This is a genomic window from Streptomyces sp. LARHCF249 (assembly GCF_052871255.1).
Map to the genome: position 1 here is coordinate 1 of NZ_JBIXJQ010000030.1, position 13,259 is coordinate 13,259.

Sequence of the window (13,259 nt, forward strand, 5' to 3'; positions counted from 1 at the left end):
GGGTTGACGCGCTGGAAGTTGACGGTGGGTACCAGTTCGCCGTGGTAGACGCAGAGGGCTGCCTTGACCAGTCCGGCCAGGCCCGCGGCCACGTCGGTGTGGCCGATGTTGGACTTCACCGATCCGAGCGCGCACGGCTCGTCGCGGTCGGGGGTGAAGACCTCCTGCAGGGCCTGGATCTCGATGAGGTCACCCATCGCGGTGGCCGTGCCGTGGGCCTCGACGTAGCCGATGTCGGCGGGCGACAGTCCGGCGTCGGCGAGGGCGTCGGTGATGACGGTGGCCTGCCCGCTCACGCTGGGCGCGGTGAATCCGACCTTGTCCGAGCCGTCGTTGTTGATGGCGCTGCCGCGGATGACGGAGTAGATCCGGTCTCCGGCCTCGACCGCGTCCGACAGCCGCCGCAGCACCACCGCCACCACGCCGTTGCCCACCACGGTGCCCTTGCGGTCGGCGTCGAACGCACGACAGGAACCGTCCGGTGAGAAGACGAAGCCTTCCTGGTGGTAGTAGCCGTACTCGAGGGGGAAGGTGAGGGCGGAGGCGCCGACGAGTGCCACGTCGGATTCCCCGCGCAGCAGGCTCTGCCTGGCCAGGTGGGCGACCACCAGCCCCGTGGAGCACGCCGTCTGGACCGTCAGCGCGGGACCCCGCAGGTTCAGCTTGTGCGCCACCCTGGTGGACACGAAGTCGGACTTGTTCCCGAGGAGATTGCGGTAGAACTCGTGGAGTTCGGTGATCTCGTCGCCACGGACGCTTCCGCTGTTGTATCCGCCGAATCCGGCGCCGGCGAAGACTCCGATGCGGCCGGGGAAGGCGTCGGGCAGGATGCCGGCGTTCTCCAGGCCCTCCCAGGCCGTTTCCAGGAAGAGCCGGTGCTGCGGATCCATGTTCTCCGCTTCGGACCGCGAGTATCCGAAGAACTCGGCGTCGAAGAGGTCGGCGTCCGCCACGTAGCCCTTGGCCGGGACGAACCCGGGATCTTCCAGTACGTTGCGGGGCACCCCGGCGTCCGACAACTCCTGGTCGGTGAAGCGGCGGATCGACTCCACGCCGCCCCGGAGATTGGCCCAGAACTGCTCCGGGCCGGTCGCGCCCGGCAGGCGCAGGGCGATGCCCACGATCGCCACCGCGTCCTCGTCCGAACGCTCTGCGGCCGGCGCCGTGGCCGCGGTCACCGCAGGAGCGGTGTCGCCGCGCAGGAACGTGGTCAGCTGGCGCACCGTGGAGTGGCGGAACAGCGTCGCGAGCGGAAACTCGATGTCCAGGCCGGCGCGGACCAGCTCGTGGACCCGCACCGCTGTCAACGACGTTCCGCCCAGATCGAAGAATCCGCTGTCCGGGTCGACCTCGGCCGGCTCCAGCTCCAGCACCTGCGACCAGGCCGAGAGCACCGTCTCCCACACTCGGTCATCGCCGGCGGCCGGATCCGCGGGCTCCGGCTGCGGCGCGGGCAGCGCGGCCGGCTCCGGCGTCGGCTCCGGCGTCGCGTCGTCGCCGTGCCGCCGCCGGAACCAGCCCTCGTCCTCGGGGTAGCGCAAGGACAGCCGGCTGACCGGCAGACCGCCGTCCCGGACGAAGGAGTTCAGCAGGGTCTCGAAGTTCGCGACCATGCGCTGTGCGGATTCCTCATCCAGTACGTGTGACTGGAACTCAAGCTCCCCGCGCAGTCCCTCAGCGGCCGGTGCAAGGCTCATGGTCAGCTCGAACTTGGCGGTTCCCGCGACGTTGCCGGTGAAGCACCCGGCGAACGGCTGCCACGTGTCGTCCTGCGGCTCCGCACCCAGGCCGTAGTTGAACACCGCCCGGAACAACGGGTTCTCCTCGCCGTTGCGCTCGGCGCCGACGGCCTTGACCACTTCGGACAGCGGCACGTTCTGGTGTTCCATCACGCCGAGCACGCGGGACTTCATCGCCGACAGCAGATCGGGCACGTTCGGGTCAGCGGAGAGATCACAGCGCAACGGCAGGGTGTTGGCGAGGAAACCGACGATCTCCGCCGTCCCGGACAGTCCGCGCCCGGACCACACCGTGCCGATGCCGAAGTCCCGCTGGTCGCTGTACCGGGCGAGCAGCACCGCGAAGGCGCCGGCCAGCACCGTGTACAGCGTGACTCCCGCATCGGAGGCGAGGGCCTCCAGCTCGCCCCGAAGAGCGTCGGGCACCGCGAATCCGACCTTGCCCGCACCGGAGTCCGGGCCGCTCCGGGGCAGTTCCAGACGCGGGACCCCGGCCAGTTCGTTCCGGAAGAAGCCGAGTCCCGCCTCGAAGGCGCCCTGCTCGATGGAGTCCCGCTCCCAGCCGGCGTAGTCGCCGAGGTGCACGAGCGACTCGCTCCCGCTGTCGGGAACGAGGCCCGCGCGGAACTCCCCGTACACGGCGAACAACTCGTGCAGCACCATGACCAGCGACCAGGCGTCGACGATCGCGTGGTGCAGGGTGAAGCAGACCACCTGTTCGTCCGCGCCGGTCAGCACCAGGCAGCGCAGCAGCACGGGGCCGGACAGGTCGAAGGGCGTCTGCGCCTCGCCCCGGATCCGGTCGGCCAGCTCCTCGGAATCGGCCACCTCCTCGAAGCGCAGCGGGGTGTCGAACTCCTCGTACACCACCTGGACCAGCTCACCGTCGCGGCTCTCCAGGCCCGTGCGCAGTGCCTCGTGCCGCCGCACCACGCACTCGACGGCGGAGGCGAACGCCGCGCGGTCCAAGGGTTCGGGGACCCGGACCGGCATCGTCACGTTGTACTCGGCCGTGCCGGGACGCATCTGCTCCAGGAACCACAGCCTGCGCTGCCCCTCCGTCGCCGGATGGACATCGCGCCGCTCCACGCGTTCCACGCGCGCACGACCCGGGTCGTCGCCCCGGTCTCGCAGGCAGCCGCCCAGGTACTCCGCCAGGCCGGCGGGCGTCGGGTGATCGAAGACGGCCGTCGCGGGCAGGGACAGTCCGGTCTCGGCGGACAGCCTTCGACGCAGTTCCACAGCCATCAGGGAGTCCAGCCCGAGTTCGGTGAACTCCGCCTCGGGGCGGATCTCGTCGGAGCGGCCCAGCGCCGCGGCCGCTTCGCGCCGCACGAGATCGGTCAGTGCGCGGATTCTCTGCGGTTCCGGCAGATCGGACCAACCGGTGTCGACGCCGTCCGTCCGGGTGTCCGCCAGCCTCCGTATCCGGGTCCTGCCGCGCAGCAGCGGCGAACGGGCGTTCTCGGCCCCGGACAGATCGATCCGAAGGGGAACGAGATGCGCTCGCCGGCTGGCCAAGGCGGTGTCAAGAGCCCCCAGCGCCTGCGCGCTGGTCAGCGCGGTCACTCCCTGCCTGCGCATCCTTGCCAGTTCCGCCTGGCCGAGGTGCGCGGTCAGCCCCGTACCGGCCTGCTCCCACAGTCCCCAGGACAGGCTCAGTCCCGGAAGTCCCTGCCGGCGCCGCTCGAGCACGACCGCGTCCGCGAACGCGTTCGCCGCGGCGTAGACGCTCTGCCCAGCGCTTCCGAGTACACCCGCGGCGGACGAGAACACCACGAACCAGGTCAGTGGGCGGTCTGCGGTCAGCTCGTGCAGCCACCATGCCGCGCGTGCCTTCGGCGCCCAGACCCGTTCCAGACGCTCCGGGGTCTGGTCCGTGAGCAGCCCGTCGTCGAGTACGCCGGCCAGATGCCACACGCCGATGAGATCCGTGACGGACTCCACGAGTCCGTCCACCTGGTCGCGGCGGGTGACATCGCAGGCCACCACGCGCACGCTGTCGGCCCCGGCGGCGGTCAGCTCGGCGACCAGCTCGCCGGAACCGTCCGCTCCGTCACCCCGGCGGGAAGCCAGGACCAGCTTGCGCACTCCCCATGCGCTCACGAGGTGCAGTGCGACCTGCCGCCCCAGTTCACCGGTGCCGCCGGTGATCAGCACCGTGCCCCGGGCCCGTTCCGCATCCGGGGTGTCAGCGGCGGACGCCGCGCCACCATCCGCGGGTGCCGTGTCGCGCGGGGAGAACCGGACCAGCCGGGGAACCCGGACATCACCGCCGCGGACCACCAGCTCCGGCTCGGGGATGGTCAGGGCTGCCCGCACCGTGTCCGGATCGGCGTCCCTGTCCACGTCGACCAGCCGAACCGGATGTCCCTCGGCGCGTGCCGCACGAAGCAGACCCCACAGGGGCGCCGAGGTCAGGTCGACGCTCTCGCCCTCGTCCACGGACACCGCCTGACGGGTCACCCAGACGAGTTCGGTGCCGGCCAGCCGTGGATCGGCCAGCATGTCACGCGCACGGACCAGTGCCGCCGCGGTGAATTCCTCGGGTGAGCCCGTGGTTTCCGTGGCATCCACCACGATACGAGAAGGAGCCGGACCGGTTTCGGCGTCCACCACGGGCAGAGTGAGCGCGGCCGCGAGGGGGCCACCGGTGATCGCGGTGTCCGCCGGCTCGGCAGCGGGCGACAGGCACTCCTGGAACTCCAGCCGGTACAGGTGCCGCTGCGCCGCCGTCCGCAGGCCCTGCGCACTGGCCTCCCGGAGACGAAGGCTCGCGGTGACGACCAGGTCCCCGTTCTCGTCCGTCACACACAGCTCGGCCTGCTCGCACGTGCTGTCGAGGCGTACGCGCACCCGCACGACCGACGCCCCGGTCGCATACAGCCGGGCGTCCTTCCACTCGAACGGCAGCAGGACCCGCTTCCCGCGCTTCGGACCGGCGCCGTCGGCTTCCTCGGCGGTGAGGATCGTGTGGAGCGCGGCATCCAGGAGGGCAGGGTGGATCCCGAACCCTTCGGGCCGCAGGTCCTCCGGAAGGCGAAGGACGGCGTAGAGCTCGTTGCCCTGTCGCCACAGGGCGCTGAGGCCCTGGAACGCGGGGCCGTAATCGAGTCCGCGCTCGCGGAAGCGCTCGTAGAACCCGTCCAGGGACACGTGTTCCGCGGACTCGACCACCGCTGCCCAGTCGACGGATCCGGGGTCGCGCACGGGTGTGCCGGGGGTGAGCTGGGCGGTGGCGTGGGTGGTCCAGGGTATGCCGGGGTGGGCGTCGGGGTCGGGGTGGGTGTAGACGGTGGCCTGGTGGTACCCGTTGCCGTCGATGCCGGTGACGGCGATCTGGATGCGCAGCGGCCCGGTCTCGGGCAGGACCAGCGGGGTGGTGAGGGTCAGGGTGTCCACCGTGCCGGCTCCGACCCGCTCGGCGGCGGTGAGGACCATGTCCAGGATCCCGGTGCCGGGCATCAGCGCCGTGCCGAACACGCGGTGGTCGCCCAGCCAGCCCTGCGCGCCGTCGGCTGCACCGATCGTGCCGGTGAGGATCAGTCCGTCGCCGGAGGCCAGCGGTGTCGACAGCGTGAGCCACGGGTGGTCCACCCCGTCCACGCCCCGACCCGGGGCATCCGCCGAAGTGGTGCTGTGGGCGGCGAGCCAGTAGCGCTGACGGTCAAAGGCATAGGTGGGCAACTCGCTCGCCATCGGTGCCCGGCGGACCAGCCGGTGCCACGGCCATGCGTCTGCGTGGGCGAGTCCGGCGCGGACCCATGAGGAGAGGACGTCGGTGGTGTCGGCCTGGTCCCGGTGGGCGGTGGCGACGGTGGTTCCCCCGTGGTGCCGGGTGATCTCGTCGAGGACCATGGCCATGACGGGGTGGGGGCTGATCTCGATCCAGGTGTGGTGGCCGTCGGCGGTGGCCGCCTGGCTGGCCTGGTCGAAACGGACCGGCCGGCGCAGGTTGGCGCACCAGTAGTCCGCGTCCAGCTCGCCGTCCTGGACCGTGCGGCCGTGGACGGTGGAGTACATCGGGATCCGTCCGGCCTGGAGTTGCAGGCCGGCCAGTTCCTCGGCCAGAGCGGGCAGGAGCGGGTCCATGTGTGCGCTGTGGGAGGCGTAGTCCACCTGCACCCGGCGGGCGAACACTGCCTCGGTCCGCAGCTGGGCCAGCAGTGTGTCCAGGGCGTGGCCGTCCCCGGAGATCACCGTGGATGTGGGTGTGTTGACCGCGGCGATCGACAGGCCGGTGCCTGCCAGGCGTTCGGTGATCCACTCATGGCCGCGTTCGACGACGGCCATGCCTCCCCGGCCCTGGCAGGTGGCCACGGCCCGGGAGCGGGCGGCCACGATCTTCGCGCCCTGTTCGACGGTGAGGATGCCCGCCACCACGGCGGCGGCCACTTCGCCCTGCGAATGCCCGATCACGGCCTGCGGGGTGATGCCCATGGACTCCCACCACGCGGCCAGGCCGAGGCTCATCGTGAACAGCGCCGGCTGTACTTCCTCCACCCCGGACAGCGGCCGCCGTCCGGTGAGGACCTCGGTGACCGACCACCCCGTCCAGGGCAGCAGGGCCGCATCGCAAGCGGCCACGGCTTGGGCGAACGCGGGCGAGTGCTCACACAGGACCCGGCCCATGCCCTCCCACTGCGACCCCTGCCCCGGGAACACCCACACGCCGCCGGAACCAGCCCCTTGGAGGGCCTCTTCGCCCAGTCCCTCGACGGGGGCGATCACGCCGGCCGCGTCGGTTCCCTCGGCGAGTGCTTCCAGCCGGTCGATGGCCTCTTCGCGGGTGGTGGCCAGTACGGCGCCCCGGTGGTCGAACCAGCTGCGGTGCCACAGCGCGGTGGACGCCACCCGGTCCAGCGAGACCTCCGGGTGCCGGCGCCACCACGCGGCCCACCGCCGGGCCTGCGCCCGCACCACACCCGCGTCCCGGCCCGACACCACCACCGGGAACACGCCCTCCGGCAGCGCCTGCTCGGTGACGGCCCCTACGGCAGGGGCCTCCTCGAGGACGAGGTGGGCGTTGGTCCCGCTCAGGCCGAACGACGACACGCCCGCGCGCCGTACCCGGGACTCCTCCCGCGGCCAGGAGCGTGCCTCGCCCAACAGCTCGAGCCCGCTGTTCTCCCATGCGATGTGGGGGCTCGGCTCCTCCGCGTGCAGCGTCGCGGGCAGCTGTTCGTGCTGCAGCGCCAGCACCATCTTCATCACGCCGATCACGCCCGAGGCGGCCTGGGCATGACCGATGTTCGACTTCGACGACCCCAGCCACACCGGGCGTTCCGCGGGACGACCCGGACCGAAGACCTCCGCCAGCGCGCCCGCCTCGATCGGGTCGCCGAGCGGAGTACCGGTGCCGTGCGCCTCGATCGCGTCCACGTCCGAGGGGGACAGGCCCGCACGCGACAGGGCCTGCTGGATCACCCGCTGCTGCGAGGGCCCGTTCGGAGCGGTCAGCCCCTGGGACCGGCCGTCCTGGTTGACGGCCGATCCGCGGATCACGGCCAGCACCCGGTCCCCGGCCGCCTGCGCGGCCGACAGCCGCTTGAGCACCAGTACGCCGCAGCCCTCGGACCAGCCGGCACCATCCGCGTCGGCGGAGAAGCTCTTGCACCGGCCGTCCGCGGCCATGCCCCGCAGCCGGGAGAACTCCACGAACAGGGACGGTGTCGACATCACCGTCACGCCGCCGGCCAGCGCGATGTCGCACTCGCGCTGGCGAAGCGCGTTCACCGCCAGGTGCAGGGCCACCAGCGACGACGAACACGCCGTGTCCACCGTCACCGCCGGGCCCTGCAACCCCAGCGCGTACGAGACCCGGCCCGACAGCACGCTGCCGGCGCTGCCCATCGAGCCGTACGCGTCGAGCGCACTCAGGTCGTGCTTGTGGAAACGGTCGTAGTCCGACCCCATCGCACCGAGGTACACGCCGGTGTTGCTGCCCTCGAGGGCTTCGGAGGGGTACCCGGCCCGTTCGAGGGCTTCCCAGGAGGTTTCCAGGACGACCCGCTGCTGCGGGTCCATCGCCTGTGCCTCACGCGGCGGGATCCCGAAGAACCCCGCGTCGAACTCCTCGACGTCCCGCAGGAATCCGCCCGTACGCGCATAGCTCTTGCCCACGGCCTCCGGATCCGGGTCGTACACGTCCCAGCCGTCCCACCGCGACGGGAACCCCTCGATCGCGTCCCCGCCCGAGGACAACAGCTCCCAGAACTCCTCAGGCGTCCCCACCCCGCCCGGCAGCCGGCACGCCATCGACACGATCGCGACCGGATCGTCGTCCTCGTCCGCAGCCCGGACGGCAGCCCCGGCGGGCAGCACCGCCTGTGACAGGTCCATCCGTTCCAGGAGGAACTCGGCCATGCGGGCCGGGGTCGGGTAGTCGAACGCCAGCGTCGCGGGCAGCTGAACCTCGGTCTCCTGCGAGACCCGGCGGCGCAGTTCCACGGCCATCAGCGAATCGAGGCCGAGGTCCCTGAGCACCTGCTGTGCCGGCACCGCGTCCTCGTCCGGAAGGCCGAGCACGCTCGCCGCCGCGGACCGCACCAGCAGCGTGACCGACTCCCGCCGCTGGTCGGGGGTGAGCGCCGCGAGCCTGCCGCGCAGGCCCGATGGGGCCTCACCAGCGTTCGCCCGCCGCAGGCGCGTCCTGACCATGCCGCGAAGCAGCGCCGGCACCTCGTCCGTGCCACGCTGCAACGAGGCCAGCCCGAGCCGCACGGGAACCAGATGTCCCCCCGAACCCGTCGCCAGTGCCGCGTCCAGTGTCCGCAGCCCCTCATCCACGGACAACGGCTCGACGCCCATGCGCCGGATCCGGGTCAGCTCGGCCTGGCCGAGATGCGCGGTCAACCCCGTGCCGGCCTGCTCCCACAGTCCCCAGGACAGACTCCTGGCGGGCAGGCCCGCGTGCACACGCCATACGGCGAAGGCGTCGAGGAACGCGTTGCCCGCGGCGTACGTGCTCTGACCGGCACTTCCGAACACTCCGGCGAGCGATGAGAACAGGACGAACTCGGACAGCGAGTGCTCTCGGGTGAGTTCGTGCAGATGCAGCGCGGCGTCCAGCTTCGGGGCGAGTACGCGTTCCAGCCGCTCCGTGTTCTGGTCCGGCAGCAATCCGTCGTCCAGCACGCCGGCCAGGTGCCATACCGAGTCCAGATCGTCGATGGAACCGATCAGACCGGCGAGGGCTTCCCTGTCGGCGACGTCACAGGCCGCGATCCGTACGCTGTCGGCCCCGGCCCCCGTGAGTTCGGCGGCGAGCCCGGCGGCTCCCGGGGCCCGCTCGCCCTGACGCGAGGTCAGTACGAGACGCCGGACGCCACGGGTGCGCACCAGATGCCGGGCGAGCTCCCTGCCCAGCTCACCGGTTCCTCCGGTGATCAGTGCCGTTCCCTCCGGCGCCGGAGTTCCCGCGGTGACGCCTTCCGGCTCCGGTTCGACCGCGACCAGCCGCGCGACCCGGATCTCTCCTGCCCGTACCGCGATCTCGGGCTCGTCCGTGACGGACACGGCCCTGGCGAGCGCGGCGGCGTCCTCGGCTCCGGAACCGGTGTCCACCAGGCGCAGCGACCGCTGCGGGTACTCGGCGCGCGCGGCACGGACCAGACCCCACAGCGGGGCGTGCACCAGGCCGTCGATGCCCTTCCCCGGCTCGGCCGGTACGGCCTCCCGGGTCACCCAGACCAGTTCGGTCCCGTCCAGCCGGGACTCGGCCAGCAGACCCTGCACCACGTCCAGTGCGGTGGCGGTGGCCGTGCGCACCGCGTCCGCCAGATCACCCGGGTCCTGCGCGGTGCTGTCGACGACGAGGCGAGCCGGGGGCTCGTCGCCGGCGTCGAGCCGGGCGCGCAGCCCGTCCACGTCGATGACGGGCCGTCCGCCGATCACCTGCGCGAGATCACCGGAGCCGCCGAGGACCCAGGTCTCGGCCGGTACCTCGCGGGTCGCGGGGGGAAGCCGGAAGTCGAGCCGGTAGAGGTGGTTGCTCGTGCGCTGCCGCAGCTGCTGTTCGGTCGCCGAACGCAGAACGAGCGAGTCCACGTAGGCCACCGGATCGCCGTGGGCATCCGTCATCCACAGGCGGGCCTCGGATGACGCGGGGTCCCGCTCGACCCGGACGCGGAGTTCGGTCGCCCCGGTGGCGTACAGCTCCACCCCGGTCCACTCGAAGGGGAGCGACACCCGTCCGGTGCCGGCGTCCAGCACGGAGATCGCGTGCAGCGCCGCGTCCAGCAGTGCCGGATGCGCCGCGAAGCCGCCTGCCGCCGTGCTCTCGGCCTCGGCCTCGGGCAGGCGGACCACGGCGTAGGCGGTGTCGCCGTTTCGGGAGAGCTCCACCAGCCCCTGGAAGGCGGGGCCGTAGTCGATTCCCCGCTCGCGCAGCCGGTCGTAGAACCCGTCCAGGTCCACTGCCGTGGTGCCCGCCACGGGCCGGCTCCGGAGTTCCCGGAAGCCGTGGTCGTCGGTGTCGCCGGCCGGCCGGTGGGTGAGGCGGGCGGTGGCGTGGGTGGTCCAGGGCGTGTCGGGGTGGGTGTCGGGGTCGGGGTGGGTGTGGACGGTGGCCTGGCGGCACCCGTCGGCGTCGGTGCCGGTGACCGCGACCTGGACGCGCAGCGCGCCGGTGTCGGGGAGGACGAGGGGGGTGGTCAGGGTGAGGGTGTCGATCCCGGTGGCGCCCACGCGTTCGGCGGCGGTGAGGACCATGTCGAGGATCCCGGTGCCGGGCAGGAGCACGGTGTCGAACACCTTGTGGTCGCTCAGCCAGCGCTGTCCGGGTGCGGTGGCGTCGAGCCTGCCGGTGAGGACGAGGCCGTCGTCGTCGGCCAGGGGGGTGGAGAGCGTGAGCCAGGGGTGGTCGAGCCCGTCCACGCCCCAGGCCGAGGGGTCGGTGGGGGTGCCGCCGGGGGTGGGCAGCCAGTACCGCCGGCGGTCGAAGGCGTAGGTGGGGAGGGCGGTCTCCACCGGCGTCCGCGGCACCGCGCGCTCCCACGGCCACCCGTTCCCCCGGGCCAGTCCGGCGCGGACCCATGAGGAGAGGACGTCGGTGGTGTCGGCCTGGTCCCGGTGGGCGGTGGCGACGGTGGTTCCCCCGTGGTGCCGGGTGATCTCGTCGAGGGCCATGGCCATGACGGGGTGGGGGCTGATCTCGATCCAGGTGTGGTGGCCGTCGGCGGTGGCCGCCTGGCTGGCCTGGTCGAAACGGACCGGCCGGCGCAGGTTGGCGCACCAGTAGTCGGCGTTCATTTCGGTGCCGTGGATGAGGCGGCCGTGGACGGTGGAGTAGAGCGGGATCCGTCCGGCTGCCGGCTGGAGGCCGGCGAGTTCATCGGCCAGGGCGGGCAGGAGGGGGTCCATGTGTGCGCTGTGGGAGGCGTAGTCGACCTGCACCCGGCGGGCGAACACGTCCTCGGCCCGCAGCTGGGCGAGGAGGGTGTCGAGGGCTTCGCCGTCTCCGGAGATCACGGTGGATCCCGGGGTGTTGACCGCGGCCACGGACAGTTCGGTGCCGGTGAGGCGTTCGGTGATCCAGTCCACGCCGCGTTCGACGACGGCCATGCCGCCCTGCCCGCGGCAGGTGGCCACGGCCCGCGAGCGGGCGGCGACGATCTTCGCGCCCTGTTCGACGGTGAGGATGCCCGCGACGACCGAGGCGGCCACTTCGCCCTGCGAATGCCCGATCACGGCCTGCGGGGTGATGCCCATGGACTGCCACCACGCGGCCAGGCCGAGGCTCATCGTGAACAGCGCCGGCTGTACTTCCTCCACCCCGGACAGCGGCCGCCGCCCGGTGAGGACCTCGGTGACCGACCACCCCGTCCAGGGCAGCAGGGCCGCATCGCAAGCGGCCACGGCTTGGGCGAACGCGGGCGAGTGCTCGTACAGGGCCCGGCCCATGCCCTCCCACTGCGACCCCTGGCCGGGGAACACCCATACGCCCCCGGGGCCGGCCTCCTGGAGGGCCTCTTCGCCCGGCGTCTCGAGGGGAGCGATCACTCCGATGGCATCGGTGCCTTCGGCGAGTGCTTCCAGCCGGTCGATGGCCTCTTCGCGGGTGGTGGCCAGTACGGCGCCGCGGCAGTCGAACCAGCTGCGGTGCCACAGGGCCGTGGAGGCGACCCGGTCCGGGGACACCTCCGGGTGCCGGCGCCACCACTGGGCCCAGCGCCGGGCCTGCGCCCGCACCACGCCCGCGTCCCGGCCCGACAGCACCACCGGGAACACCCCACCGGTGGCGGCGCCGGCCTCGGGCCCGGAGACCTCCGCGGGCTCCTCGGGGGATCCCGTGCGCGCCGGTGCCTCTTCGAGGATCAGATGGGCGTTGGTCCCGGACAGGCCGAACGACGACACACCCGCGCGCCGCGGCCGGGACTCCTCCCGCGACCAGGAGCGTGCCTCGCCCAACAGCCGGAGCCCGCTGCCCTCCCATTCGATGTGCTCGCTGGGCCGCTCGGCGTGCAGACTCGGGGGCAGCTGCTCGTGCTGCAGCGCGAGCACCATCTTGATCACGCCGGCCACGCCCGCGGCGGCCTGGGCGTGACCGATGTTCGACTTCGACGACCCCAGCCATACCGGCCGCTCCGCGGACCGTTCAGGCCCGAAGACCTCGGCCAGCGCGCCGGCTTCGACCGGGTCGCCCAAGGGAGTCCCGGTGCCGTGTGCCTCGATCGCGTCCACGTCCGAGGGGGACAGGCCCGCACGCGACAGTGCTTCCCGGATCACCCGCTGCTGCGAGGGCCCGTTCGGAGCGGTCAGCCCCTGGGACCGGCCGTCCTGGTTGACGGCCGATCCGCGGATCACGGCCAGTACCCGGTCCCCGGCCGCCTGCGCGGCCGACAGCCGCTTCAGTACGAGCACGCCGCAGCCCTCGGACCAGCCCGCCCCATCGGCATCGGCGGAGAAGCTCTTGCACCGCCCATCGGCGGCGGTGCCCCGCAGCCGGGAGAACTCCACGAACACCGAGGGCGTCGACATCACGGTCACGCCGCCGGCCAGCGCGACGTCGCACTCCCGCTGCCGCAGCGCCGTCACCGCCAGGTGCAGGGCCACCAGCGACGAGGAGCACGCCGTGTCCACCGTCACGGCCGGTCCCCGCAGCCCCAGCGCGTACGACACCCGACCCGACAGCACACTGCTCGCCCTGCCGGTGTTGACGTATCCGTCCTGGTCCCCGAGACCGTGTCCCAGGCTGCCGTAGTCGCCGTTCATCGTGCCCAGGTACACACCGGTGTTGCTGTTCTCGAGGGCTTCGGAGGGGTACCCGGCCCGTTCGAGGGCTTCCCAGGAGGTTTCCAGGACGACCCGCTGCTGCGGGTCCATCGCCCGCGCCTCACGCGGCGGGATCCCGAAGAACCCCGCGTCGAACTCCTCGACGTCCCGCAGGAATCCGCCCGTACGCGCATAGCTCTTGCCCACGGCCTCCGGATCCGGGTCGTACACGTCCCAGCCGTCCCACCGCGACGGGAACCCCTCGATCGCGTCCCCGCCCGAGGACAACAGCTCCCAGAACTCCTC

At 72.2% G+C, this 13,259-nt stretch carries 1 protein-coding gene; it reads right to left on the reverse strand.

The window, feature by feature from the left end:
* Positions 1–13,259, reverse strand: a 13,259-nt coding sequence (locus ACIPUC_RS37120; protein WP_446594849.1) for an SDR family NAD(P)-dependent oxidoreductase, incomplete at both ends; no start/stop codon positions are given.